The organism is Brevundimonas sp. AVps23W, assembly GCF_058681395.1.
The window spans coordinates 3,238,315-3,262,592 of sequence record NZ_CM178738.1 but is presented as its reverse complement, the minus strand read 5'-3'; the positions used below and the strand labels follow the sequence as shown (position 1 = coordinate 3,262,592).

Here is a 24,278-nt window from a genome sequence, read left to right as displayed (position 1 = left end):
TGATCACTGCGCGATCGTCCCTCCCCATGAAGGGGAGGGAGACTATTAGACCGCCTTGGCGCGGCTGCGGGTCCAGGCGTACAGGCCGAACACCGCCACGGCGAAGCCGATGATCCCCGCCAGCATGGCCGGCCAGGTCGAACCCTCGGGCAGCATGGCGAACGGGGCGTCGTCGCGGGTGGCCACGATCACCCCGGCGGTGAAGACGCCGAACAGGCTCTCGCCGACGATCAGGCCCGAGGCCAGCAGCACGCCCATGCGGCGCGCCACGTCGGCGTAACGGGTGCTGGACACGGCCTTGTCGTAGATCCAGCCGCAGACGGCGCCGATGACCAGCATGGTCGTGACGGCGGCGGGCAGGTAGAAGCCGATGCCGACGGCGAGCGGCGGCAGTTTGACCTTGCCGTTCGTCGCCTTGGACACGACGGCGTCCAGCACGATGATGATCACGCCGATCACCGCGCCCAGGCCGATCAGGTCCCAGCGCAGATCGCCGCCGATGACGCCGCGCGCCAGGGCCGAGATCAGGGTGGCCTGGGGCGCGGCCAGGGTCTTGGCGCCCTCGACGATGGCGGGCGGGCCGCCCTCGAAGCCGAAGGCCTGGTTCAGCAGGTTCAGGATCAGGGGAATGACGATGGCGCCGGCGCCGACGCCGACGATCAGGGCGACCTGCTGGCGCCAGGGCGTGGCCTCGACCAACTGGCCGGTCTTCAGGTCCTGAAGATTGTCATTGGCGATGACGGCGACGGCGAAGACCACGGCGGTCACGATCAGGGCGAAGGCAATGATCGACGGATCGGCCGGAACCCCCGCGATGGCCATGACGCCCAGCATCAGCAGGGAGGCGATCACGACCGCCAGGATGCCGACGCCCGAGACCGGGCTGTTCGACGAGCCGATCAGGCCGGCCATATAGCCGCAGATGGCGGCGACGGCGAAACCGATCAGGACGACATAGACCAGGCCGCCGATGACCAGCAGCGGGGTCGATCCCGCCAGGGCCGGGGCGCTCTGGGCGAACCAGGCCAGCAGGCCGGCGATGCCGATCAGGCAGACGACCGAAATCCCGCCGACCAGTTTGATGGGCAGATCCTGTTCGGTGCGTTCCAGCACCTCGCCGTGGGCGCGCTTGGCGTTGGCGGCCAGGGCTGAGGTCAGGCCGCCGATCAGCGGGCCGGCCAGTTTGATCAGGGTCCAGATGGCGGCGACGCCAATGACGCCGGCGCCCATGAAGCGGACTTCGCGGCTCCAGACCCGTCCAGCCAGTTCCTCGGCCGGGACGCCGGCGGGCAGGGTGGAGGCGATGGAGGGGATGCCGTGCGCCGTCAGCCAGGCCACGGTGTCCGGGCTGGTCAGGATCGGCACCGCGATCACCCAGGCCAGGAGCAGGCCGAACAGCTGGGCCAGACCCACGGTCAGGCCGATCAGATGGCCCGCGCCGAGAAGCGCGAACTGCATGCCGAAGCCCATGCCGGTGGCGCCGCCGCCTAGGGCGGCCGGCAGCCTGAAGAAGCGCGCCGCTTCGCCGGCGAAGACGCGACCCGCGACCAGCAGGGCGTAGCCGGCCGAGACCAGGGCGCCGGCGACGACGACCCACAGGCCGGACTTGTTCTCGCGCACCGCGCTCTCGGTCTGTTCGGCCCCGCGCGAGCCGACCTTCAGCACCTCGGCGGCGGCGACGCCTTCGGGGTAGGGCAGGCCTCCGTTGGTCACCAGGGCGCGACGCAGCGGGATGGAGAAGGTCACCCCCAGCACGCCGCCCAGAATGCAAATGGCCACCGACTGCCAGAAGGGAAACTCCAGCCACCAGCCGATCATCACCAGGCCGGGCAGGACGAAGATGATCGAACTCATGGCCCCGCCGACCGAGGCCACGGTCTGGACCGTCATATTCTCCCAGATGGTCGAGGTGCGGAAGGCCCGCAGCACCGCCATCGAGATCACCGCCGCCGGAATGGCCGAGGCGAAGGTCAGGCCGACTAGCAGGCCCAGATAGGTGTTGGCGGCGGTGAAGATCACCGCCAGCAGGCAGCCCAGCACAAGGGCGCGAAGGGTCAGTTCAAGCCGGCCCTTTTGGGCAGGGCTTTGGGGCGCAGCGGCGGCGTCAGTCATCGAAATCGGTTCCCACGTTCGACGCGGACGTAAGCCCATAACGTCGCCTGCGGCAACTGGTCACGCTCAGGCCCCGTTCAGGCGGGGAGCGGTTGCAGCCCTCGGAACCGCCGCCGCGCCCGACGAACCAGGCCGGGCGAAGCCACCGTCGCCCGATAGACGCCCGCCATGACCAAGGCCGTCAGGGCCCAGGACAGCAGGATATCCGACAGGAAATGCCCGCCGAAGGCCAGCCGGTTCATCGACAGGGCGAAGGCGTAGATCAGGCCGAGCGGCAGGACGACGGGCCGCCATTTCGCCGGGGTCAGCACCAGCAGGACCCCGACCATCCAGGCCGCGCTGGAGCCCTCGCCCGAAACGAAGGAGCAGTTTGACTGGCAACCGTCGCTGATCACCCAGACGGGGGTGAAGACGGCGTCGCCGCCGAACTGGTCGATCTGGACCGGCCGGGCGCGGCCCCACAGCCCCTTGAGCAGCAGATTGACGACCAGGCCGGGCCCCGCGGCCAATGCGGCGAGAGCGAAGACCGTCCGTCGGGCTGCGGCGCCGACGGGGCGCCGACGAAGGGCGCGCCAGGCCAGTCGTCCGATCACCCCTAGCAGCAGCAGGGCCAGGACCAGGGTCGAACTCTTGCGCAGCGCTTTCAAAACCGGATTGTCCGCCAGGAAGAACCCGGCTTCAGGCCGATAGAACAGGCCGCTTGCGGCGATATCGACGCCCGGGAAGACCAGGAAGTAGACGCTGATCGCCAGAACGGCCGTCGCCGCCAGGATCGCGGCGTCTTCGCCCGTCAAGCCGACCGAGCGGGCCAGATCCAGCCAGCGCGCGATGCGCGCACGCGGCGTATTGGTTGTGACGGACTGAGACACATTCCCCCCGGACTACTCACAGCCTGCATGACAGACCGGGGTGTCGCGCCGGCGTCTGTACGAACAATGTTTTCCGACGATTGGGGCGGAGGCGGACGATCCGCTTGGCCCGTTCGCGTCGAGGCGCTAGGACCGGCCCATGCCTGAACTTCCCGAGGTCGAAACCGTCCGACGAGGCCTGACGCCGGTGCTGGCGGGCGCGCGTCTGTCGCGGGTCCGGATCAACCGTCCCGACCTGCGCTTTCCGTTCCCGGACCAATTCGTCGAACGGCTGGAGGGGGCGACGGTCGAACGGGTCGACCGCCGCGCCAAATATCTGCTCCTGCCTCTTTCGACCGGCGAGACTTGGATCACCCATCTGGGCATGACCGGCCGCTTCACCCTGGACGGAACCCAACTGGGCGAGTTCGAGGAGGCGGCGCCCATCGCCGGCAAGCACGAGCATTTCAGCGGCTGTGCGATCCGCGACGGCGCCGCGACCCGTATCGGCTATGCCGACGCGCGCCGGTTCGGCTTCATGGGCCTGATCCCTACCGCCCAGGTCGAGGCCCACCCGTGGTTCGCCGGCCTGGGGCCGGAACCGCTGGGCAATGGTTTCTCCGGCGCGCATCTGGCCGAGGCCTTCGCCGGCAAGACACAGAACATCAAGGTCTCCTTGTTGGACCAGAGGATCGTCGCCGGCCTGGGCAATATCTATGTCTGCGAGGCGCTTTACCGCGCCCGGATTTCGCCTCCGGTCGCGGCCGGGTCGGTGTCGAAGGCGCGGCTGGAGACCCTGGCCTCTGTCGTCCGCGACGTGTTGAACGACGCCATCGCCGCCGGGGGATCGACCCTGAAGGACTTCGCCAACGCCGAGGGCGGCCAAGGCTATTTCCAGCACCGGTTCGACGTCTATGGCCGCGAGGGCGAGGCCTGCCGGGGGGAGGGTTGCGTCGGCGTGGTCGCCCGCATCGTCCAGGGCGGACGTTCCACCTTCTATTGCCCGACCTGCCAGAAGCGCTGAGTACGCGGGCTTCGAACCCGCCCCCCCCCCCCCCCCCCCCCCTTTCGTCATTCCGGGCGAAGGGCCGCTTGGCCCGCAGACCCGGAACCCAGCGGCGCCGAAGGCGAAATCCGTACGCCGCACGATGTTCGAAAATCGCGTCCGCGACAGGTTCGCGCTCTCGCGCGCCGCTGGGTTCCGGGTCTCCGCTACGCTTCGCCCGGAATGACGAAAGGGGTGGTATCCGATATGACCCGAACAAACGCCCGTACAAACTCAGGAGACCGCCCATGGCCGACGCCTATTCCACCCTGCTGATCGAACGCCACGCCGACGGCTATGCGGTCGTCACCCTGAACCGCCCCGAGGCGCTGAACGCCCTGAACTCGACCCTGTTCGGCGAACTGGCGGCCTTCCTCGATGCGGTCGAGACCGATGACAGCGTGCGCTGCCTGATCCTGACCGGTTCGGCCAAGGCCTTCGCCGCCGGGGCCGACATCAAGGAGATGGCGGACCAGTCCTATGCCGACATGTTCAAGGGCAATTTCTTCGCCCTGGGCCATGACCGGATCATGCGCTTCCGCAAACCGATCATCGCGGCCGTGTCGGGCTATGCGCTCGGCGGCGGTTGCGAACTGGCCATGTTGTGCGACTTCATCATCGCCTCGGAGACCGCCAAGTTCGGTCAGCCGGAGATCAATCTGGGCGTGGCGCCCGGCATCGGCGGTTCGCAGCGGCTGACCCGCCTGGTCGGCAAGTCCAAGGCCATGGACATGATCCTGACCGCCCGGATGATGGATGCGGCGGAGGCCGAGCGCGCCGGACTGGTCAGCCGCGTCGTCGCCCCCGACGCCCTGCTGGACGAGGCCCGCGCCGCCGCCGCCAAGATCGCGGCCCAGAGCCCGTTGGCGGTGATGATGAACAAGGAAATGGTCAATGTCGCCCTGGAGACCAGCCTGAGCGAAGGCGTGCGCTTCGAACGCCGGCTGTTCCACTCCCTGTTCGCCTTCGACGACCAGAAGGAGGGCATGTCCGCCTTCGTCGAAAAGCGCAAGCCGGACTTCAAGGGGCGATGACCCAAGGTCGCGGCCGTCAACCGATCGCCGTGATCCAGCGTTAGAAGCGGGTCATGCGTCGTCTTCTTGCTCCACTTTTTGCCATCCTGTTCGTCGTCCTGCCCGGCGTCGCCGCCGCCCGGACAACAGGATCGGCGTCTCTCGCCCCGGCCTTCCGTTCCGACCGGATCATCGTCGAGACGCGTGGCGCGGGGCCGGATATTGTCTTCATTCCGGGGTTGGGTTCTACCGGTGCGGCCTGGCGGTCGACGGCGGACAAGCTGGAGGGGCGTTACCGGGTCCACCTGGTCACCATCCGGGGCTTCGGCCAGACGGACATCGGCGCGAATGCCGGCGGCGCCCTGGCGGCGCCGGCCGCCCTGGAGATCGAACGCTATATCCGCGAGCAACGGCTTTCGCGCCCCGCCCTGATCGGCCATTCGCTGGGCGGTCAGATCGCGCTGCGCGTGGCGGCGGACATGCGGGACCGGATCGGTCGGGTAATGGTGGTCGATTCCGCCCCCTTCTTTCCAGCCCTGGTCGATGCCCGCGTCACGGCCCGTGAGGTCGAGCCCCTGGCGCGCCTGGCCTATCAGGCCCTGATGCTGTTCGGGGACCAGGCGCTGAAGGGCCAGGTTTCGGCGCTGGGCGGCGACCTCGGCCTGGCGGGCGACATGGTGTTCGACGGCCTGGGCCTGCAGGGCGGCGACCGACGGGTGCTGGCCCAGGGCCTGTACGAGGCCCTGACCGTCGATCTGCGCCAACGGCTGCGCGATATCACCGCCCCGGTCACGGTGGTCTATGGCTGGACGCGGGACACGAACAATCCGCGCAACCGGTTGGAGGGCCTGTACCGCTACGGCTTCTCCAACCTGCCGCGAACGGCGCATTTCGTCCGCATCGAAGGCGCCGACCACCAGGTGATGATCGACCAGCCGGCCCGGTTTCAGGCGGCGGTGGATCGGTTTTTGGGGTAGGGCGTCAATCTTCCTTCTCCCCTTGCGGGAGAAGGTGGCCCGAAGGGCCGGATGAGGGGTCCGCCGGTGGGCCAACTCGCACCACCGAGCCCCTCACCCTTTCGCACAAGGACGACGGCTGCGCCGCCGTGTGCTCAAGCCCTCTCCCGGCGGGAGAGGGTCAGTCGAGACTGGCCAACGTCTCCAACACGCCCTTACCGTAGCGGTCCAGTTTCGACTGGCCGACGCCGGGCAGGGCGCCCAGGGCGGTCAGGTCGCCGGGTTCGGCGTGGGCGATTTCCAGCAGGGTCTTGTCCTGGAAGATGACATAGGGCGGGACGTGCTGTTCCGAGGCGCGGTCGCGGCGCCAGGCGCGCAGGCCCTCGAACCGGGCGCGGACGTCGGCGTCCATGGTCTCCAGCGCGGCGTTGCGGCCCTCGCCGGTGCGGTCGCGGCGATTGCGCGGATTGCCCGAGCGGGTGCCGGCGTCGAAGCCGGCGGGCACGCGGCGCACCTCGATCTTGCGTTCGGCCTTGTAGACGGCGCGCACCGCCTCGCCGTCGCCCAGACCGACCAGGGGTTTGCCGTCGTTCGGATCCTCGACCAGCAGGCCCTCGAACAACAGGTGATCGACGATGTCGCGCCAGCCGTTGGGCGAGATGTCGGCGCCTATGCCCCAGGTGGACAGCTGTTGCTCCCACGGCTGGACCGTTTTGGTGCGACCGGTCAGGTGGTCGACGATCCGGCCCCGGCCGAACCGACCGCCCAGCCGCTGGACCGCCGCCAGGGCCTTTTGCGCGGGGACAGTGGCGTCATAGAGAAGCGGCGGGTCGCCGCAGATGTCGCAGACGCCGCACGGGTCGGCGTCGGTCTCGCCGAAATAGCGGCGCACGGCCTGGGCGCGGCAGACGGCGCCGTCCAGCATGGCGAACAACTGGCGGGCCTTGCGCACCTGAACCTGTTTGACCTCTTCGGCCATGGGGCGGCTGTCCAGCCGGCGCAGGGTCCAGGCGATGTCGGACGGGCCGTACAGGGTGATGCCCTCGGCCGGTTCGCCGTCGCGGCCGCCCCGCCCGATCTCCTGCCAATAGGCTTCAAGCGATCCCGGCGGATCGGCGTGGATGACGAAACGCACGTCGGCCTTGTCCACCCCCATGCCGAAGGCGATGGTGGCGACCATGACGGCGCCGTCCTCGGCCAGGAACCGCTCCAGCCGGCGGTCGCGCTCCTTGGTGTCCATGCCCGCGTGATAGGCGATGGCGTTGGTCCCGGCGTCGCGCAGCGCCTGGGCCACGCGGTCGCAGCCGTCGCGGCTGCCGCAATAGACCACGCCCGACTTGCCCCGGCGTTCGCGCACCAATTCGATGACACGGGCGTCGGTCTTGGCGCGCGAGGCGCTTTCCTTGCGCTCGGCCGACAGTTGCAGGTTCGGGCGGGCGAAACTGTCGACGAAGACCTTGGCCTCTTCCAGCCGCAGCGAGCGCAGGATGTCGTCACGCGTGCGGGCGTCGGCGGTGGCGGTGACGGCGATGCGCGGGACGTTCGGGAACCGCTCGGCCAGCAGACCCAGGTTGCGGTAGTCGGGACGGAAGTCGTGGCCCCATTGCGAGACGCAGTGGGCCTCGTCGATGGCGATCAGGCTGAGGGGAAGTTCGGCCAGGCGGTCCATCATGGCGCCGGCCGCCAGGCCTTCGGGCGAGACGTACAGCAGGTCCAGATCGCCGGACCGGGCCGCGGCCCAGATGGCCGAACGCTCGTCCAGGGATACGCCGGAATCCAGGCGGGCGGCGGCGACGCCCTGTTGCTTCAGAGCCTCGACCTGGTCGGTCATCAGGGCGATCAGGGGCGAGACCACCAGGCCCAGGCCGGGGCGGAGGATGGCGGGGATCTGATAGCAGACGCTCTTGCCGCCGCCGGTCGGCAGGACAGCCAGCACGTCGCGCCCGGCCAAGATTTCGTCCACCACCTGGCTTTGCAGGCCGCGAAAATCCCCGTGGCCCCAGACGCGCGACAGCAGGGACCGGGCGTCGTCCAGACTGGGCGTTTGCGTGGGGCGGGACTGGGTCTGCGTGGCCGGCATCCGAAGGTTGTGCACTATTTGTTCCGGGATGCGAAGACGCCCCGGCCGTTTTCACGGCCGGGGCTTAGGTCAGGCTGGACGAGGCCTCAGTGGGCGGGCGAGACGGCGAACTGTCCGCCGACCCGGTAGCGGTACAGATAGGAGGGGGCGATGGCCTCCATGCCGGTCGGCGTGGTCAGGCCCAGGTCGGCCAGGGTCGCGGCGTCGGGCGAGACGACATTGTCCTTCTCCAACATGACGACCTGATCGCGGGTCAGGGGCGGGGTCAGGCCGATCAGGCTGACGGTCTGAAGCACCGAACCCAGCAGCTTGGCGACGGGGAAGGGAATGGGCGCCAGCAGGCGGTCGCGACCGGTCTCGCGACGCACCAGCTCCAGCACTTCGCGGAAGCTGTAGACGTCCGGTCCGCCCAGTTCGTAGGTGCGGCCGGCCGCATCGCCGCGGACGACGGCGCGGGCGACAGCCTCGGCCACGTCGGCGACATAGACCGGTTGGAACCGGGTCTTGCCGCCGCCGATCAGCGGCAGGGCGGGCGACGAGGTCGCCATGGCGGCGAACCGGTTCAGGAAGCTGTCGCTGGCGCCGAACACTAGGGACGGACGCAGGATGACGGCGTCCGGATAGACGGCGCGAATTTCGTTTTCGGCCTCGCCCTTGGTCCGGGCATAGGCGGAGCGGCTGTTGGCGTCGGCGCCGATGGCCGAGATCTGGACGACGCGCTCCACCCCGGCGGCCTTGGACGCCTGGGCGATATTCTTGGCGGCCTCGACATGGGCGCTCTTGAAGCCGCGCTTGCCGCCGCCGTCGTGCAGGACGCCGACCAGATTGACCACGGCGTGAGAGCCGCGCACCGCCGCCGCCACGTCCTCGGCATTGGTCACGTCGCAGCGCATGAACTGGATCTGGCCCGGATCGCCCAGGGGCTGGACCTCAATGGCCAGAACCGGGTTGCGCACCGCCACGCGGATGCGCCAGCCGCGACGGGCCAGGGCGCGCACCGCCTGCGATCCGATGAAGCCGGATCCTCCGAAGAGGGTCACGACGCCGGGGGCGAGGTCAGCCATGAGGAAAGCTCCAGTCGAAATCCGTGCTGCGGGATAGCCGATGGGGAGCGGCGCCGCAACGCTACATCAACCCTTCTCCCCTTGCGGGAGAAGGTGGCCCGAAGGGCCGGATGAGGGGGCCGGCGGTGGGCCAACTCGCACCGCCTTGCCCCTCACCCTTTCGCGCGAAGACCGATCGCTACGCTCTCGGGCGCTCAAGCCCTCTCCCGGCGGGAGAGGGTCTCTGACCTTAAGGCCGGCCGACCAGTTGATCGACCGAACCGCTGGTCACCGGGTGATACAGCGGCCGAGCCTCGGCGTAGATGCGGCGGGCGATGGGGCGGCCCCAGTCGCCTTCGTTCCACAGGGTCTGGAACAGGGGCAGGACGAATTTGCGTCGGCCCTGGCTGGTCAGGAACCGCTCCGCCGTCGCGACCGACGGCTGGTAGCGATGGGCCAGGGCGATTTGCAGCCAGGCGAAGGTCAGTTCGCTGTTGCCTTCGTTCGCCAGGTTCAGGGTGCGCTCCAGATCCGCCAACTGGGCGTCGGTCAGCCAGTCAGCGTCGGCAGCCAGGCCTTCGGGACGCCAGCCGAGGAAACGTTGGCGCTGCTGGGTGTTCCACTCCGCCCACGGAATGGCCGAGGCCGGTCCCTTGTCCTTGAAGAAGGCGAGCGCTGCAGCGTCCACCGGCTCGAACGCATGCGAGACAGGGGCTGCGGCGTTCGACGGCAGTCCGGGCTGATAAACCCAGGCGTCCATCTGCAGTTCGCGCTCCAGCGCCGTGTCGCCCTTGATCAGGTGGTCGCGGATGTCTTGCAGGAACATGGCCGTGGTCATCGGCCGGTAGGCGTTGCGGTCGAAATAGCCGCGCAGCCAGGCGTCGAACCGCTCGCGGCCGACGGTGCGCTCGATGGTGCGCAGGAACAGGGCGCCCTTTTCGTAGGCGATATCATTCATGCCGTCGTCGGGATCGCGCCCCTGAAGGTCGAGGTGCAGGCGGGTGTCGGCGGCGGGCAGGGACTTCAGCGTGTCTTGCAGGCTGTCCCAGCCCAGCACCTGCTCCTGCATGGCCCGGTCATGACCGTAAACCGACTCCATGATCCGGTTCTCGAAATAGACGGTGAAGCCCTCGTTCAGCCAGAAGTCGTTCCAGGTGGCGTTGGTGACCAGATTGCCCGACCATGAGTGGGCCAGTTCGTGCGCCACCAGCGAGACCAGCGACTGGTCACCCGCGATGATGGTCGGGGTGGCGAAGGTCAGTTTGGGGTTTTCCATCCCGCCGAAGGGGAAGGAAGGCGGCAGGACCAGCAGGTCGTACCGGCCCCAGCGATAGGGGCCGTACAGTTTCTCGGCCGCGTCCACCATTTCGGCGGTCGGCTCCAGCTCGGCGGCGGCGGCGCGCAGGCGGCTGGGCTCGGTCCAGACGCCGGTCCGTTCGTCGAAAGGCGCGAAGGCGATGTCGCCGACGCCAATGGCGATCAGATAGGGCGGGATCGGATTGTCCATCCGGAAGCGCCAGGTCTTCATGCCATTCGCCGCCGCCTCGCCCTTGGGCGTCAGCTGGTCGGCGCTCATGACCACGGTCAGGTCGGCCGGGGCGGTGATGCGGGCCGAATAGGTCTGGCGGATGCCGGGGCTGTCCTGGGTCGGAACCCAGGTGCGGGTCAGGATGGCCTGGCCCTGGCTGAACAGATAGGGCTTCTGACCGCCCGCCGTCTGGCTGGGCGACAGCCATTGCAGGGCCGCCGCGTCGGGCCGGGTCGAATAGCGGACGGTGATCTTGCGCCGTTCATTGGCGGCGAAGGCCGGGAAATAGACGGTCAGGGGCTGGCCCTTGATGGCGTCGTCTTCGCCGACGACATAGCGCAGCGGCTGGCCTGCGGCGTCGCGCACGTCCTGGATGTCCAGATTGCGGATGTCCAGGATCACTTCGTTGGCGCCGGGGGCGGCCAGGATGTCCAGGGTCGCCGTGCCCGAAAGGGTCTTGGCGTTGAAGTCGGCGGTCAGGTCCAGGGCCACATCGACGACGCGGGCGACCTCGGGCCGGGCGTAGGTGTGGCTGTCGATCGCGTCCGGGCCGGGCGCCGGGGCCACGGCAGGCGGCGCCAGGGAGGCGCTTGCGGTCGTGGCTGAACAGGCGCCCATGCCCAAGGCGGAAGCAAGGGCGAGGGCGGAGACGAGACCGAAGGCTTTACGCTTCATCGAGGCTTTCCGAGACTGACCGTAGGGATTGGCCGGAGAACGCGCGGAAACGCCGAAAAGATCAAGCCTGCGGTCGGTAAAGCCTCAGTGGCGCTCCGGCGCGTGGTGGGCGCGGAACAGCTGACCCCGCTCGGCGAACAGGACCAGGCCCAGGGCGGTCAGGCCGAAGACGGTGAAGCCCAGCACCATGGGAACGGTCGTGCCGTTGAACTCCTGCCCCACCGCGAAGCCCAGCAGCGATCCGAAGATGGTGGAGATGAAGCCCTGGATCGAGGCGGCGGTGCCGGCGATATGGCCCATGGTCTCCATGGCCATGGAGCCGAAATTGCCGGCGATCAGACCGAAGCAGAACATGGTCAGGGTTTGCAGAACGGCGAAGGTCCAGATCGTCTCATACCCGCTGAGGGCCACCACCGCGTGGATCGCCGAAATGCTGGTGAAGCCGATCAGGGCCGTGTGGGAAATCTTGCGCGAACCCAGCTTCACCACCAGCCGCGCATTGACGATGGAGGCCACGGCGATGCCGCCCGCGATCACGGCGAAGACGGCGGGGAAGACGGCCTCGGCGTCGAACACATCGGCGAAGATCTGCTGCGACGAGTTGATGAAGCCGAACAGGGCGCCGGTGATCGCCGTCATGGCCAGGGTGTAGCCCATGGCGGTGCGGTCGGTCAGGGCGGTCTTGTAGGCCGAGGTCAGTCGCTTCACCTGGATCGGCAGCCGATCCTCGGGCTTCAGGGTCTCGGGCAGGCGCAGGGCCGCCCAGACGATCAGGCCCACGCCGATCAGGCCCAGACCGCCGAAGATCCAGCGCCACGGTCCGACCAGCATGATCAACTGGCCGATAGACGGCGCCAGGATCGGCACACCCAGGAAGACCAGGAAGCTGAAGGACATGACCCGGGCCATGGTGCGGCCCTCATAGCGGTCGCGCACGATGGAGACGGCCAGGACGCGGGTGCAGGCGCTGCCCAGGCCCTGGCCGATCCGCGCCAGGATCAGCATGTCGAAGGTCGGCGCCAGGGTCGCCAGCAGGCTGAAGGCCACATAGACGCCCACCCCGAACAGCAGCACCGACTTGCGGCCGAACCGATCCGCCAGAGGGCCGTAAAACAGCTGCGCGCCGCCGAAGCCGAGCAGATAGGCGGTCACCACCCACTGCCGGCTGTTCTCATTGGCCACGCCCAGGTCCGCGCCGATGTGCGGCAGGGCCGGCAGCATGGAGTCGATAGCCAGGGCGTTCAGCGCCATCATAAGGGCGATGAGACAGACGAACTCGACGAATCCGAGTTCCTTCTTGGCGGGTGCTGACGCAGGGGGAGAGGACATTTGGGCCTGATGCGCCGTCGCGCGGGGAACCGCAACCATGCGCCTGTCACAAAATGCTGCAACGCAACGAAATCGAGGTTGACCACCGGGCGCCTCGCCAAAGCCAAGAAGCTTCGCTAGAGGAAGTCATGACAGAACAGATGACAGCACAGGCGGCGCTGGACCGCCTCGAAACCCTCTACACCCAATCCGTGACCAACCTGCGCGACGCCGTGCGGGATTTCGTCAACACCGGCGCGCGGCCCGATCCGCTGAAACGCGCCGAAGGGGTGTTCGCCTATCCCGAACTTCGCATCCGTTGGGACGGGGATCGCCCCCAGGACCTGGAGCCGCGCGCCTATGCCCGGCTGTCGAGACAGGGAACCTACGCCACCACCGTCACCCGGCCGGACCTGTTCCGTCCCTATCTGACCGAACAGCTGGGCCTGCTGGAGCAGGAATATAATGCGACCTTCGAGGTCGGGATCTCGCGCCAGGAAATCCCCTTCCCCTATGTGACCGACGGGCTTGAGGTCGCGCTGGACCGGTCGATGACGGCCGCCCTGGCGCGCTGGTTCCCGACCACGGACCTGGCCCATATCGGTGACGAGATCGCCGACGGCCTGTTCGACATGGGCGGCGATTTCCCCCTGTCGCATTTCGACGGCCTGCGGACCGACTTCTCCCTGGCGCGGCTGCGGCACTATACCGGCACGCCGGTGGACGATGTTCAGTCCTATGTCCTGTTCACCAACTACAATCGCTACGTCGACGAGTTCGTGCGCTGGGCCATCGAACAGCTCCAGACGCCGGGCACCCCCTATGAGACCCTGTCCTGCGCGGGCGGCGTCGTCATCACGCGCGAGACGGCCAACCCCGAGGCGGCGATCAGCGACACGGCCTGGAAGAAGCACCAGATGCCGGCCTATCACCTGACCGCGCCGGGCCATAAGGGCGTGACCCTGGTCAATATCGGCGTCGGCCCGTCCAACGCCAAGACGATCACCGATCACCTGGCCGTCACCCGCCCGCACGTCTGGCTGATGATCGGTCACTGCGGGGGCTTACGCGCCAGCCAGACCATCGGCGACTATGTCCTGGCCCACGCCTATCTGCGCGACGACCATGTGCTGGACGCGGTCCTGCCGCCGGACATCCCCATCCCGTCGATCGCCGAGGTCCAGCGCGCCCTGTACGACGCCACCAAGTCGGTCAGCGGCATGCCCGGCGACGAGGTCAAGCTGCGCCTGCGGACCGGCACGGTGGTCACCACCGACGACCGGAACTGGGAGCTGCGCTATTCCAAATCAGCCCTGCGCTTCAACCAGAGCCGCGCCGTCGCCATCGACATGGAAAGCGCCACCATCGCGGCCCAGGGCTACCGCTTCCGCGTGCCCTACGGCACCCTGTTGTGCGTCTCGGACAAGCCGCTGCACGGCGAGATCAAACTGCCGGGCCAAGCCAACCGCTTCTACGAAGGCTCGATCTCGGAGCATTTGCAGATCGGCATCCAGGCGGTGGACCTGATGCGCAACGAGGGGCCGAAACTCCACTCCCGCAAACTCCGCGCCTTCGACGAGCCGCCGTTCAGGTGATCGCTGCACATCTCCTCCCCGCTTTTGCGGGGAGGAGGGGGTCTTGAAGTCCCGCAGGCGCCGGTCGCGCGGTGCAGAACCCCTTGTGTGTTGGCATTGTGATTGAATGTGGATGCGGGCGGCTGTTCACGCAGCCGCCCGCCGCGGCCTTGAACCCGTATACCCCCTGGTCGAGAGACCGTGACGGAGCCTGGGTCAGGCTGTGATCTTCCAAACCCGAACAGTTGCACGGGACGAGGATCCCGCACTGGCAAGGAAGGGTCGCAAGATGACACAGGATAGAGTGTTTGTCGGCATTGATGTGAGCAAGGCGAGGCTGGATGTCGCCCTGACGACGGGCGAGGTCTGGTCGGTGAGCAATGATCGGGCGGGCTGGAGCGCCTTGATCGACCAACTCCAAACGATCAGGCCTGAAGCCGTCGGGCTGGAGCCTTCGGGCGGCTACGAACGGGACCTGGTCGAGGCCTTGACGCAGGCCGGCCTAGCGGTGCGGCGGGTGGAGGCCGGTCGGGTGCGCGCCTTCGCGGGTGTTCTGGGCCTGAAGGCCAAGACCGATCTGATCGACGCCCAACTGATCGCCCGCTTCGTCCAGACCCTGCCGGGACGGACGGTGGAGCCCAACGCCCGCGCCCAGGCTCTGGCTGAGTTGGTCGATGCCCGCCGCGCCCTGTGCGAGGAACAGGTTCGGGTCCGCAATCAGGTCGAACAGGTGCGCGACCCAATGCTGCGCCGCATGGCCGCCCGCCGCCTGAACCGGATGAAGGCCGACGTCGTGCTGCTGGAGAAGCGTCTGGCCGCCACCGTCGCCGCCGATCCCGACCTGGCCGAACGCGACAGGTTGATGCGCTCGGTCCCCGGCGTCGGCCCGGTGTTGAGCTGGACCCTGATGGCCCACCTGCCCGAACTTGGTCGGCTGAGCCACAAGCAGATCGCCGCCCTCGTCGGCGTCGCCCCCTATGACCGCCAGAGCGGATCCTTGAAGGGCCGAAGCATGATCCGAGGCGGACGCGCCGTGGTCCGCAACGTCGCCTATATGGCCGCCCTGATCGGGGCCCGCCACAACCCTGTCCTGGCCGTTATGAAACAGCGCCTCGCCGCAAAGGGAAAACCCGGAAAGGTCATCCTTGTCGCCCTGATCAACAAGCTGATGACCCTGCTCAACGCCGTCGTCCGCGACCGTTCCGAATGGAGGATCGCAACCCACTGACAAACACAGTTGCTCCGTCACGGCGCGAAGATGCGCCGCGCCACCTCCCCATGAATGGGGAGGAGACCGATCATGGAAAAGAACTTTACAAATAAAAGTGCATTGTGCATCCTGTGGTCATCGGATTTCAGGAGGAGGGCGCCATGACGCGCGAGACGCAGACTATTCAAGACGACATCGCCTATATGCGGGCCCTGGCCCACGAAGGACGGCACGCGCCCTTGCTGGCGGGGCCGTTCCTCGTGACGGCCGCCGTTGTCTTCGGTGCCGCCAATATAGGGCAATGGGCTCTGCTTAGCGGGGTGATCGACGCGAGCCCCTGGGCGCCGGTCTGGCTCTGGATCGGAGCCGGCCTTGTCTTCGGTGCAGCCTTGGCCGTGTTGATTCAGCGGATGAAGGGCAAGCCGGGCTTCAACTCGTCGGGCAATCGCGCGGTCGGAGCGGCCTGGTCGGCCGTGGGGTACGGCATCTTCGCCACATGGCTGGGGCTGATGGCCAGGGGGCTGAACAGTAGTGATTGGTCGGCCATGATGGCCATGCCAATCGTGGTCTTTGTGGCCTATGGCTCGGCCTGGATCATTGCCGGGACCATGACGAATACGCGCTGGATGACCCTGACCGGGCTCGGGTCCTATGTCGGGGCGGTGGCCATGGGCTGGTTTGCGGGCGACATGGCCATGTATCTGGTCTTCGCCGGGATGATCTTCGCCGTCGCCTTCGTCCCCGGCCTGATCCTGATGCGGCAGGAACCGTCGGAGATCGTCTGATGGCGGACGACTTCGATATCAGCCGGATCGACGACGTGATCCATGGACGGATCCGGCTTGGCATCATGGCCTATCTGTCCGGGGCCGAGGCGGCGGATTTCAATACGCTGAAGGCCCGGTTGCAGACGACCGACGGCAATCTGTCGGTCCATCTGCGAAAGCTGGAGGAGGCGGGCTTCGTCGCCGTGACCAAGAGTTTCGTCGGCCGCAAGCCCCTGACCGAGGCCAGTCTGACCGAAGAGGGCCGGACGGCTTTCGTCGCCTATCTGGACGCCATGGCGGGGCTGCTGCCCGCGCGCTAGAAGACGGGCATGAGCGACCGTCTCCACGCCTTCGAGGCCATCGACAACTTTCGCGACTATGGCGACTACGCCACGGCGGCCGGGCGACGCGTGCGTCCCGGCCGCCTGTTGCGTTCGGCCCATCACGCCCGCGCCAGCGACGCCGATCTGGAGCGGCTGAAGGGGTTCGATCTGGGGGCGGTGGTCGATCTGCGCCGGCCCGGCGAACGGCGGGACCAGCCGTCGCGGCGGCATGACGGCTTCGACGCCCTGGTGATCGAGGGCGGGATCGACGACGGGGCCGAGGCACCGCACATCACCTTCCTCAAGACCGCGGACCTGACGCCGGATTCGGGCCGACGATTCATGACGCAGACCTATCGGTCCCTGCCGTTCGACCCCTCGCACATCGACGTCTTCAGCCGCTATTTTCATGCACTGGGCGATCAGGACCGGCCTGTCTTGATCCACTGCGCGGCGGGCAAGGACCGGACCGGTTTCCTCGCCGCCCTGACCCATCATCTGCTGGGCGTCCACCGCGACGACCTGGTCGAGGATTATCTGCTGACCAACACCGCCGTCGATCTGGTCGGTCGCGCCCCCTCCATCGCGCGGCAGCTGCACAAGATGACCGGCCGCGTCGCCTCGGACGATGCGGTGGTGGCCTTCCTGGGCGTTGAGCCCGCCTATCTGGAGGCCGCTTTCGCCGAGATCGAGGCCCGGCATGGGTCGCTGGAGGCCTATCTGAACCAGGCGCTGGGCGTCGACGCCGCCCTGCGCGCCCGGATCGAGGCGCGGCTGTCGGCGTGAGCGGCCCTCTGACCCATGTCGTCGTCCAAGATCATCCGTGGACGGATCCTTTGTCCGTGGCGGCCGGGGTCGGCGGGGCGGACGGCGCCCTGGCCCTGCTGTCCGACGGCGGTCCAGGCGGGCGCTGGTCCCATATGGCGACGGCGCCGGACCGGGTTCACTTAGGGTCGGTCGAGGCCGATCTGTTCGACCCTTTGCGCGATCCGGCCTGGGGGGCGGGGACTGTGGGCCTGGCCGCCTATGACGCCGGGGCGCGTCCGGCCACGGGCGAACGGCCCCAGGTCTGGCCCGACCTGATCCTGGCCCGCTATCCGGCCATGCTCAGCTTCGACCATCTTCAACGCCGCGTCCGCGCCATCGGCCGGGGGGCAACAGCGTCGCAAGCCGAGGCCGCGACCGCCCGCGCCGCCGGCTGGCTGACGGCGGCGGTCGCGCCTGCGACGCCCGCCGCACCGGCCGAAGCCTTCGCGGCCGAGGCGGATGACCAGGCTTACCGCGACGCCGTGGCCGAGGTCGTGACCCGCATCGCCGCCGGCGAACTATTCCAGGCCAATATCGCCCGCGCCTGGGGTGGCGCGCTGAAGCCCCAGGCCGATCCGTTCGACGTCTTCCTGCGGCTGCAACAGGGCCGGGCCTCGCCCTATGGGGCCTTCTGGCGGATCGGCGACCGGGCCCTGGTCTCCAACTCGCCCGAACTGTTCCTGGCCTTCGACGGCGAAACCCGGCGGATAGAGGCGCGGCCGATCAAGGGCACGCGCGCCCGGTCGGCCGATCCTGTCGAGGACGGGGCCCTGGCCGTCGAGCTTCAGGCCAGCGCCAAGGACCGGGCCGAAAACCTTATGATCGTCGATCTGATGCGCAACGACCTGGCCCGCGCCTCGCGCATCGGCTCGGTCGCGGTCGAGCGGCTGTTCGCGATCGAGAGCCACCCCACCGTCCATCATCTGGTCTCGACCGTGGTCGGCCGGGCCGAGCCGGGGGTGACGCCGGCCGATCTGCTGGCGGCGACCTTCCCGCCCGGCTCCATCACCGGCGCGCCCAAGCATCAGGCCATGAAGGTCATCGCCGATCTGGAGCCGCCGCGCGGCGCCTGGTGCGGGTCGCTGTTTATTCTGGAAGAGGGCGGCGGTCTGACCGCCTCGGTTCTGATCCGCACGGCCTCGTTCGAACGCCGTGACGGCCGCTGGACCTTCCGCACCCTGGCCGGCGCCGGGATCGTGGCCGACAGCGACCCGCAGGCGGAACTGGCCGAGACCGAGGTCAAGATATCCGCCCTGCGGCGCGCCCTTGCCGGCCGATAAGCGGCCGAATGACCCGTGGGCGCTGGGTCAGCAGGTGGAACAGGGGATCGTGGCTGACCGCCGCGGTTCCAGCAGCGCGCGGCGCTCGAACCTGACCTCCGGCAGGAACTGCTGGAAGGGCGACTCGTAAGTATAGGCCGCCTCGGCGATGATTACCGATTCACCATTGGACAGCATGTCGGCGGGCACCTTGGCGCTGGAGACGGCCAGGTCGCCCGACAGGGCGCCGGTGGTCTTGGAACTGCGGCTCCAGTCCACCTTGTAGGTGGAGGACGACACGCGGGTCACGCTGCTAATCCTCTGTTCCAGCGAAGTGGGGGAGAAGGGGGCCATGATGTCGGGGCCAGCGGCGAAGATGTCATCGACATTGGTCGCCGTCAGGACGGTGGACTGCGACGCCAGATCGGCGACTGCGGCGGCCACGTGATTGGTCCGTTTCAGCGCCATATAGCCCTGACACAGGTCCACCATCCCGGCGTAGAACAGGATCATGATCGGGGCGATCAGCGCGAATTCGACCGCAGATACCCCCCGGTCGTCGCCCGCCAGCCTGCGGAACAGTCTGAGGATCGAGGGCCTAGGCATTCCAGGGCTCGTTGCGGAAGGCGGCGGTGGAGGAGATGACCACCTCGCCCGTTCCCCCGCTGGTGACCGCCTGGGTCAGGGATGGGGCGACCATCGGTTGACGATACCAAATCCGGACCAGAATCAGGTCATCGGCGGTTCCGCCGTTATAGCTGTCCTTGTCGGGGACCCCGTCGCCGTCGGCGTCGATGTCTTCGTCGTCGGCGGCGAAACTGGTGACCACGCGGACGTCGATTGTCGTGCGCGATGCGCAGTCGCTCTGGAACGCGCTCATGTTGGAGCAGAAGGCCGTCTTGAACTTGTCCGCGTCGAAGCCCTGCTGTTGGGCCTGGCCTGTGCGGATCAGGCGAGTGGCTTCGACCACGGCGTTTTCGGCTACGGCGTCGATCATGAACACCAGGCCCAGCTCGATCAGCGAATACAGCAGGATGAAGAAGGGCAGGGCCACCATGGCGAATTCGACCGCCGCCGCGCCCTCGCGCGCCTTGCGGGCGCCTGCGCGGACCGGATGGCGGGGCCGTATCGAAGCAAGGCGGCGGATCATCGAGTGGGCCTAGGGCACGACGGCGCCGGACGCGCCCTGGGCCTTGCGGACGCTGGGGGCGCAGGACGAACCGCACGCCATATCCGTCGCCTGGGCCCCACGCCACACGCGAACCGTGCCGGTCGAGCCGCCGGTCACGACGATTTCGCGCTGGAACAGGGTGCGGCCCAGGCCGTCCACAGCCACGACCTCGGTCACGCCATAGCCCTTGCCGACGATGAACAGGGTGTTGGCGTCCACGACCGTAACATCCGCAATCGCCGGATTGCCGACGATGACGGACGAGGCGGGAGCGCTCAGCTGAACCCGGGCCGAACGATCGATCTCGACATTCAGCGCGTTGGTCTGAGCGACAGCGGCCATGGGCGCGATCAGGGGCGCGGCGACAAGGGTGGCGGCGAGCAGGATCGGGAGAAGGCGGGGCATCGGCGGCTCTGGTGCGATAGCGCGTGTGAACGCGGACGCGCGCATAATGCGGCCGGTTCCTCAACAAAGGCTGAAGCAATCAGATTCGGATTTTCTTTGGTGAATCCGAATGTAACCACAATTCGTGACTCAGCCTTAATAGGCGTTGGCCATTCTGTCCCTGCGTTTGGGGGTCAAGCGGGCTACCGGCTCCCCCCGCCTAGTTGCTCGCTGGACATTTTTAAAAGGGATCTACCATGACCAAGTTCATTTCGCGTTTTGCTAAAGACGAGTCGGGCGCCACGGCCATTGAATACGGCCTGATCGCGGCTCTGATCGCCGTCGTCATCATCACTGCCCTGACCACCATGGGCAAGAACCTGAGCGCCACGTTCGACGACGTCAGCGCGAAGCTCAGCACCGCCAAGTCGTAAGACTGGCGCAGTCCTGAAATCGTGAAGGGCCGGGGCGGCGACGTCCCGGCCCTTTCTCGTTGTCCGGTATGAACAGGGGAAACGCGGCCTTAACGACCCGCCCCCTAGGGTCGAGGAATGGACTCTTTTCTCCTCGTCGCCCTGGGCCTGATGCCCGCCATCGTCATCATCGGCGGTCTGCACGACCTGGTGACGATGAAGATTCCCAACTGGGTCTCGCTCATCCTGATCGTCCTCTTCTTCCCGGTCGCCCTGGCGGCGGGGCTCGGCCTGACGGACATGGGCGTCCATGTCGGGGTCGCTGTCCTGGCTCTGGTTGTCGGCATGGGGATGTTCGCCCTGAACTGGATCGGCGGCGGCGACGCCAAGCTGATCGCCGCCAGCTGTCTGTGGCTGGGCTGGAGCGGATCGGCCATGTTTCTGCTGTGGACCGGGGTCGCGGGCGGCCTGTTCTGCCTGCTGCTGATCGCGGCGCGGCAGCATCTGCAGTTCCTTACCCCTACGGCGCCCGGCTGGGTCGCGCGTCTGCTGGAGCCCAAGGGGCATATTCCCTACGGCGTCGCCATCGCCATCGGCGCTCTGTTGGCTTTTCCCGAGGCCGATCTGATGAGCGGCTTCCTGACGGGGCGCTGAAGCCGTTCAGCCGCCAAGCTTAGGAACGCATTAACCCACAGGCCTCATGATCGTTAACGGCAGCGCATCATGGACCGGGTCCGGGTCGCGGCGTCTGTCGGAGTTTTCGGAATGAAGCCCGCCCGTATCGTCGTTATCTGCATCGCCGCCGTGTCGGCGCTCGGTCTGGCCCTGGTCGTTCGCGCCATGGGGAACGGCGCGCCGGCCCCCGCCGCCGCCGCGTCCGTCGAGGCCCGCCCGATGGCCAAGGTCCTGGTTGCGGCCAAGGATCTCGAGCCCGGCAAACGTCTGACCGAGGGCGATCTGGCCTGGAAGGACTGGCCGCTGGACGAGGTCAATCCCGCCTTCATCACCGACGGCTCTACGCCTCATCCCGCCAAGCCGGCCGACGAGGCCAAGGGCGAAAGCACAGCCGAAAAGACCGAGACCGCCGTCGAAGGGACCGCCAAGGCCGTCGCCAAGATCGCCGGCCCCGGCGCCAAGTCAGACTATGTCGGCTCGGTCGTGCGCGAACCCATTCTGGCCGGAGAGCCCATCGTCGGCCGCAAGATCGTGCGCGCCGGCGACAGCGGCTATCTGGCCGCCTATCTCGAGCCGGGCATGCGGGCCATGGCCATCGGCGTGACGGTGGAATCCGCCGCCGGCGGCTTCATCCTGCCGGGCGACCGCGTGGACGTGGTCTTCACCGGAGAGGACAAGAGCGGCGTCGAAGGCGGCGGGAGCAAGTTCATCGCCGGCACCGTCCTGCATAACGTCAAGGTCCTGGCCATCGACCAGTCGACCCGCGCCGGCGACGACGAACAGGCCGTGGTGGGCGCCACCGCCACCCTTGAGGTCGGCCCGCACGACGCCGAGATCCTGGCCCAGGCCAAGGCCCAGGGCGAACTGTCCCTGTCGCTACGCTCCTATGCCGATACGGCCGGGCCGTCCGGCTCTATCCGCCGCAGCGCCGCCCCGGCCCAGTCCCAGCCTCAGACCGTCCGCGTCTATCGCGGCGGCGCGCCCGAGGTGGTGACGCCGTGAGGAAGTCGATCATGCGCCACTCCGCCGTCCTCGCCTGCGCCCTGCTGGCCGGTCTGTCTGTCGCCCCCGCCGCCGGGGTGGCCCAAAGCCGCGCCGCCGTTTCGACCGGCGCCGCGCCGCGCCTGATCAACCTGCCGCGCGGTAGCTCCTTCGCCGTCGATCTGCCGGCCGATGCGCGCGACGTCATCGTCTCCAATCCGCAGGTGGCCGAGGCCATGCTGCACTCGCCGCGCCGCATTACCGTCATCGGCGTCGCGCCCGGCGAGACCGACGCCGTCTTCCTGGACGCCGCCGGACGCACCATCCTGAGCCTGCGGGTTCGGGTGGACGCGGGCACCAGCGCCTTGCAAGACACCCTGACCCGCCTGATCCCCGGCGGTTCGATCCAGGCTGAGGCGGTCAACGACACCATCATCCTGACGGGCACGGCCGCCAGCCCGTCCCAGGCGGACCAGGCGCGCCGCGTCGCCGGCGCCTTCGTCAGCGCGCCCGAGAAGGTCATCAGTCTGATCGGCGTCACCGGATCCGACCAGGTCACGGTCAAGGCCCGGATCGTCGAGGTGCAGCGCTCGGCCGTCAAACAGTTGGGCATGGACGTCAGCGCCGTGCTGAACAGCGTCGGCGACGGTCTGTCGCTGAGCCAGACCTCGACCTTCGCCGTCAACGGCAGTTTGCTGGGCGGCGGCGGCCTCGGCTACTCCGACAGCAGCGGTGACGGCAACAGCCTGTCGGCCACCGTTAAGGCGTTCGAACGCGCCGGTCTGATGCGCACCCTGGCCGAACCCAATCTGACCTCGGTCAACGGCGAAAACGCCGAGTTCCTGGCCGGCGGCGAATACCCGGTCCCCGTCGGACTGTCCGACGATAACGGGACCTCCAAAGTCGGTATCGAGTTCAAGCCTTACGGTATACGTCTGGCTGTTCGGCCGATCGTCCTGTCGGAAGGGCGGATAACGCTGCAACTGTCCACCGAGGTCTCCGAACTGAGTTCAGAGGGCGCCTACACCCTGGGCACGGACTCGAGCACCCTGGTCATTCCGGGCCTGACCGTGCGCCGCGCCTCGACCACGGTCGAACTGCCGTCCGGCGGATCGCTGATGATCGCTGGCCTGTTGAGCGAGTCGACGCGTCAGAACGTCGACAAGCTTCCGGCGCTCGGCGACGTTCCGGTGCTGGGAACCCTGTTTAGGTCGCGCGACTATTTGTCGAACGAAACCGAGCTGGTCATCATCATCGAGGCCTATCTGGCGTCGCCGACGGCGCCCGGTCGGCTCCAGACGCCCGCCGACGGCCTGCACATCGCCAACGACGCCCAGACCATCCTGTTCGGCCAACTGAGCCAGGCCTACGGCACGCCCCAGGCTGCAACCGCATCCACCGGCTGGTCCGGCCCCGTGGGTTATGTGATCGAATGAGCCGTCCCATGATCAGATTCGTCGCCCTCGCCGCCGTAGCGGCCCTGGTTTCGGCCTGCGCCGCCACCGGGTCGACCGACGCCCTGCCCCTGACCGCCACATCCCGCTATGTGCTTCAGGTCGAACCGGGCGTTGATCGCATCGCCCTGGCGGTTCACGCCGACGGCCTCTCGGACACCCAGCAGGCGGCGCTGACGGATCTCGCCGCACGGTTCGTCCAGGCGCGCGCCGACATCATCCGCATCGAGACCCCCACCGGCGACGATCCCGTCGCGCATCAGGCGGCCTGGAACACTCGCGACGCCCTGATCGCGCGCGGCGTCCCGGCTGCACGGCTCCGGGTCGTCTCTTATGACGCCCCCGCCGCCCGCGCGCCGATCCTCGCCGGGTTCGAGACCGTGCGGGCCCACATCCCCAACTGCGCCGCCGCCCAGTCGGTCATGGGGTCGAACTTCTCGAACCAGCCGTCCTCGTCCTTCGGCTGCGCCGTGACCGCAAACCTGGCCGCCCAGATCGCCAATCCGCGGGACATCGTCACCCCGGCCGACATCGCGGCTGCGGACATGGGGCGTCGCGGCAAGGTGTTCGACACCTATCGCGGCGGCGCCAAGACCTCGGCGCCGCAAGAGCCGCTGATCAACGGCGAAGTTTCGAAGGCGGTCGACTAGTC

At 67.9% G+C, this 24,278-nt stretch carries 23 protein-coding genes; 14 read left to right on the top strand and 9 right to left on the bottom strand.

Annotated elements, in window-relative coordinates; genetic code table 11:
- Positions 1 to 45: 45 nt before the first annotated feature.
- Entirely contained in the window at positions 46 to 2,112 is a 2,067-nt protein-coding gene (locus ACW177_RS15810; RefSeq protein ID WP_492026623.1) for an OPT family oligopeptide transporter, read from the bottom strand.
- A 77-nt stretch (positions 2,113 to 2,189) separates the two neighbouring features.
- Positions 2,190 to 2,981, bottom strand: coding sequence for a phosphatase PAP2 family protein (locus ACW177_RS15805; RefSeq protein WP_492026622.1), 792 nt, complete (start codon positions 2,979 to 2,981; stop codon positions 2,190 to 2,192).
- Between the two features lie 139 nt (positions 2,982 to 3,120).
- Here ACW177_RS15805 and mutM point away from each other — a divergent pair, with 139 nt between their 5' ends.
- The 3 genes from mutM to ACW177_RS15790 all read left to right on the top strand — a co-directional run bounded on the left by mutM (position 3,121) and on the right by ACW177_RS15790 (position 5,995).
- Positions 3,121 to 3,984: a bifunctional DNA-formamidopyrimidine glycosylase/DNA-(apurinic or apyrimidinic site) lyase gene (gene mutM / locus ACW177_RS15800; protein ID WP_492026621.1), complete on the top strand. Its 864-nt coding sequence runs from the start codon at positions 3,121 to 3,123 to the stop codon at positions 3,982 to 3,984.
- A 269-nt stretch (positions 3,985 to 4,253) separates the two neighbouring features.
- Complete coding sequence (locus tag ACW177_RS15795) at positions 4,254 to 5,039, top strand: enoyl-CoA hydratase (protein WP_492026620.1); 786 nt, start codon at positions 4,254 to 4,256, stop codon at positions 5,037 to 5,039.
- A gap of 53 nt (positions 5,040 to 5,092) precedes the next feature.
- Positions 5,093 to 5,995 (top strand): alpha/beta fold hydrolase, encoded by a 903-nt coding sequence (locus ACW177_RS15790; protein ID WP_492026619.1) that lies wholly within the window; start codon positions 5,093 to 5,095, stop codon positions 5,993 to 5,995.
- Between the two features lie 160 nt (positions 5,996 to 6,155).
- Here ACW177_RS15790 and recQ read toward each other — a convergent pair whose 3' ends face one another.
- The 4 genes from recQ to ACW177_RS15770 form a co-directional block, all read right to left on the bottom strand.
- A complete protein-coding gene (gene recQ / locus ACW177_RS15785; RefSeq protein WP_492026618.1) occupies positions 6,156 to 8,054 on the bottom strand; it encodes a DNA helicase RecQ in 1,899 nt (632 codons plus the stop codon).
- A gap of 86 nt (positions 8,055 to 8,140) precedes the next feature.
- Positions 8,141 to 9,118: a complex I NDUFA9 subunit family protein gene (locus tag ACW177_RS15780; protein ID WP_492026617.1), complete on the bottom strand. Its 978-nt coding sequence runs from the start codon at positions 9,116 to 9,118 to the stop codon at positions 8,141 to 8,143.
- Positions 9,119 to 9,347: 229 nt separating this feature from the next.
- Complete coding sequence (locus ACW177_RS15775) at positions 9,348 to 11,300, bottom strand: M1 family metallopeptidase (RefSeq protein ID WP_492026616.1); 1,953 nt, start codon at positions 11,298 to 11,300, stop codon at positions 9,348 to 9,350.
- A gap of 84 nt (positions 11,301 to 11,384) precedes the next feature.
- Positions 11,385 to 12,629, bottom strand: a complete 1,245-nt coding sequence (locus tag ACW177_RS15770; RefSeq protein ID WP_492026615.1) for a multidrug effflux MFS transporter — start codon at positions 12,627 to 12,629, stop codon at positions 11,385 to 11,387.
- A 128-nt stretch (positions 12,630 to 12,757) separates the two neighbouring features.
- On the opposite strand from ACW177_RS15770, the gene ACW177_RS15765 reads away from it, so the two are divergent.
- From ACW177_RS15765 to ACW177_RS15740, 6 genes are all read left to right on the top strand, one after another.
- Positions 12,758 to 14,203: an AMP nucleosidase gene (locus ACW177_RS15765; protein WP_492026614.1), complete on the top strand. Its 1,446-nt coding sequence runs from the start codon at positions 12,758 to 12,760 to the stop codon at positions 14,201 to 14,203.
- Between the two features lie 268 nt (positions 14,204 to 14,471).
- A complete protein-coding gene (locus ACW177_RS15760) occupies positions 14,472 to 15,410 on the top strand; it encodes an IS110 family RNA-guided transposase (RefSeq protein ID WP_492025775.1) in 939 nt (312 codons plus the stop codon).
- Positions 15,411 to 15,553: 143 nt separating this feature from the next.
- Entirely contained in the window at positions 15,554 to 16,177 is a 624-nt protein-coding gene (locus ACW177_RS15755) for a hypothetical protein (protein WP_492026613.1), read from the top strand.
- The gene (locus ACW177_RS15750) at positions 16,177 to 16,479 is read left to right on the top strand and encodes a winged helix-turn-helix domain-containing protein (RefSeq protein ID WP_492026612.1); all 303 of its coding nucleotides are present in this window, start codon (positions 16,177 to 16,179) and stop codon (positions 16,477 to 16,479) included. Before ACW177_RS15755 ends, ACW177_RS15750 begins: the two co-directional genes overlap by 1 nt.
- A 9-nt stretch (positions 16,480 to 16,488) precedes the next feature.
- Positions 16,489 to 17,268 carry a tyrosine-protein phosphatase gene (locus ACW177_RS15745; RefSeq protein ID WP_492026611.1) on the top strand — a complete coding sequence of 260 codons (780 nt, stop codon included), beginning with the start codon at positions 16,489 to 16,491 and terminating at the stop codon, positions 17,266 to 17,268.
- Positions 17,265 to 18,569, top strand: coding sequence for an anthranilate synthase component I family protein (locus ACW177_RS15740; protein ID WP_492026610.1), 1,305 nt, complete (start codon positions 17,265 to 17,267; stop codon positions 18,567 to 18,569). Before ACW177_RS15745 ends, ACW177_RS15740 begins: the two co-directional genes overlap by 4 nt.
- A gap of 27 nt (positions 18,570 to 18,596) precedes the next feature.
- Here ACW177_RS15740 and ACW177_RS15735 read toward each other — a convergent pair whose 3' ends face one another.
- Genes ACW177_RS15735 through ACW177_RS15725 form a run of 3 tightly spaced genes read right to left on the bottom strand, consistent with a single transcriptional unit; the run spans position 18,597 to position 20,124 of the window.
- Positions 18,597 to 19,154 (bottom strand): TadE/TadG family type IV pilus assembly protein, encoded by a 558-nt coding sequence (locus ACW177_RS15735; protein ID WP_492026609.1) that lies wholly within the window; start codon positions 19,152 to 19,154, stop codon positions 18,597 to 18,599.
- Entirely contained in the window at positions 19,147 to 19,698 is a 552-nt protein-coding gene (locus tag ACW177_RS15730) for a TadE/TadG family type IV pilus assembly protein (protein WP_492026608.1), read from the bottom strand. Before ACW177_RS15730 ends, ACW177_RS15735 begins: the two co-directional genes overlap by 8 nt.
- Before the next feature lie 9 nt (positions 19,699 to 19,707).
- Positions 19,708 to 20,124, bottom strand: a complete 417-nt coding sequence (locus tag ACW177_RS15725; protein ID WP_492026607.1) for a pilus assembly protein N-terminal domain-containing protein — start codon at positions 20,122 to 20,124, stop codon at positions 19,708 to 19,710.
- A gap of 236 nt (positions 20,125 to 20,360) precedes the next feature.
- Here ACW177_RS15725 and ACW177_RS15720 point away from each other — a divergent pair, with 236 nt between their 5' ends.
- The 5 genes from ACW177_RS15720 (at position 20,361) to ACW177_RS15700 (ending at position 24,276) form a co-directional block, all read left to right on the top strand.
- Positions 20,361 to 20,537 carry a Flp family type IVb pilin gene (locus ACW177_RS15720; protein ID WP_492026606.1) on the top strand — a complete coding sequence of 59 codons (177 nt, stop codon included), beginning with the start codon at positions 20,361 to 20,363 and terminating at the stop codon, positions 20,535 to 20,537.
- Positions 20,538 to 20,654: 117 nt separating this feature from the next.
- The gene (locus ACW177_RS15715) at positions 20,655 to 21,170 is read left to right on the top strand and encodes an A24 family peptidase (protein WP_492026605.1); all 516 of its coding nucleotides are present in this window, start codon (positions 20,655 to 20,657) and stop codon (positions 21,168 to 21,170) included.
- A 111-nt stretch (positions 21,171 to 21,281) separates the two neighbouring features.
- A complete protein-coding gene (gene cpaB, locus ACW177_RS15710; RefSeq protein ID WP_492026604.1) occupies positions 21,282 to 22,193 on the top strand; it encodes a Flp pilus assembly protein CpaB in 912 nt (303 codons plus the stop codon).
- Positions 22,194 to 22,204: 11 nt separating this feature from the next.
- Positions 22,205 to 23,608 carry a type II and III secretion system protein family protein gene (locus ACW177_RS15705; protein ID WP_492026603.1) on the top strand — a complete coding sequence of 468 codons (1,404 nt, stop codon included), beginning with the start codon at positions 22,205 to 22,207 and terminating at the stop codon, positions 23,606 to 23,608.
- A gap of 8 nt (positions 23,609 to 23,616) precedes the next feature.
- Complete coding sequence (locus ACW177_RS15700; RefSeq protein ID WP_492026602.1) at positions 23,617 to 24,276, top strand: CpaD family pilus assembly protein; 660 nt, start codon at positions 23,617 to 23,619, stop codon at positions 24,274 to 24,276.
- The last annotated feature ends 2 nt before the right edge of the window (positions 24,277 to 24,278 follow it).

Coding starts and splice junctions, on each gene's coding strand:
- ACW177_RS15700 (WP_492026602.1), top strand. CDS start 23,617: ATGATCAGATTCGTCGCCCTCGCCGCCGTAGCGGCCCTGGTTTCGGCC.
- ACW177_RS15760 (WP_492025775.1), top strand. CDS start 14,472: ATGACACAGGATAGAGTGTTTGTCGGCATTGATGTGAGCAAGGCGAGG.
- mutM (WP_492026621.1), top strand. CDS start 3,121: ATGCCTGAACTTCCCGAGGTCGAAACCGTCCGACGAGGCCTGACGCCG.
- ACW177_RS15810 (WP_492026623.1), bottom strand. CDS start 2,112: ATGACTGACGCCGCCGCTGCGCCCCAAAGCCCTGCCCAAAAGGGCCGG.
- ACW177_RS15730 (WP_492026608.1), bottom strand. CDS start 19,698: ATGATCCGCCGCCTTGCTTCGATACGGCCCCGCCATCCGGTCCGCGCA.
- ACW177_RS15745 (WP_492026611.1), top strand. CDS start 16,489: ATGAGCGACCGTCTCCACGCCTTCGAGGCCATCGACAACTTTCGCGAC.
- ACW177_RS15720 (WP_492026606.1), top strand. CDS start 20,361: ATGACCAAGTTCATTTCGCGTTTTGCTAAAGACGAGTCGGGCGCCACG.
- ACW177_RS15735 (WP_492026609.1), bottom strand. CDS start 19,154: ATGCCTAGGCCCTCGATCCTCAGACTGTTCCGCAGGCTGGCGGGCGAC.
- ACW177_RS15705 (WP_492026603.1), top strand. CDS start 22,205: ATGCGCCACTCCGCCGTCCTCGCCTGCGCCCTGCTGGCCGGTCTGTCT.
- ACW177_RS15715 (WP_492026605.1), top strand. CDS start 20,655: ATGGACTCTTTTCTCCTCGTCGCCCTGGGCCTGATGCCCGCCATCGTC.
- recQ (WP_492026618.1), bottom strand. CDS start 8,054: ATGCCGGCCACGCAGACCCAGTCCCGCCCCACGCAAACGCCCAGTCTG.
- ACW177_RS15780 (WP_492026617.1), bottom strand. CDS start 9,118: ATGGCTGACCTCGCCCCCGGCGTCGTGACCCTCTTCGGAGGATCCGGC.
- ACW177_RS15770 (WP_492026615.1), bottom strand. CDS start 12,629: ATGTCCTCTCCCCCTGCGTCAGCACCCGCCAAGAAGGAACTCGGATTC.
- ACW177_RS15775 (WP_492026616.1), bottom strand. CDS start 11,300: ATGAAGCGTAAAGCCTTCGGTCTCGTCTCCGCCCTCGCCCTTGCTTCC.
- ACW177_RS15755 (WP_492026613.1), top strand. CDS start 15,554: ATGACGCGCGAGACGCAGACTATTCAAGACGACATCGCCTATATGCGG.
- cpaB (WP_492026604.1), top strand. CDS start 21,282: ATGAAGCCCGCCCGTATCGTCGTTATCTGCATCGCCGCCGTGTCGGCG.
- ACW177_RS15725 (WP_492026607.1), bottom strand. CDS start 20,124: ATGCCCCGCCTTCTCCCGATCCTGCTCGCCGCCACCCTTGTCGCCGCG.
- ACW177_RS15765 (WP_492026614.1), top strand. CDS start 12,758: ATGACAGAACAGATGACAGCACAGGCGGCGCTGGACCGCCTCGAAACC.
- ACW177_RS15750 (WP_492026612.1), top strand. CDS start 16,177: ATGGCGGACGACTTCGATATCAGCCGGATCGACGACGTGATCCATGGA.
- ACW177_RS15790 (WP_492026619.1), top strand. CDS start 5,093: ATGCGTCGTCTTCTTGCTCCACTTTTTGCCATCCTGTTCGTCGTCCTG.
- ACW177_RS15795 (WP_492026620.1), top strand. CDS start 4,254: ATGGCCGACGCCTATTCCACCCTGCTGATCGAACGCCACGCCGACGGC.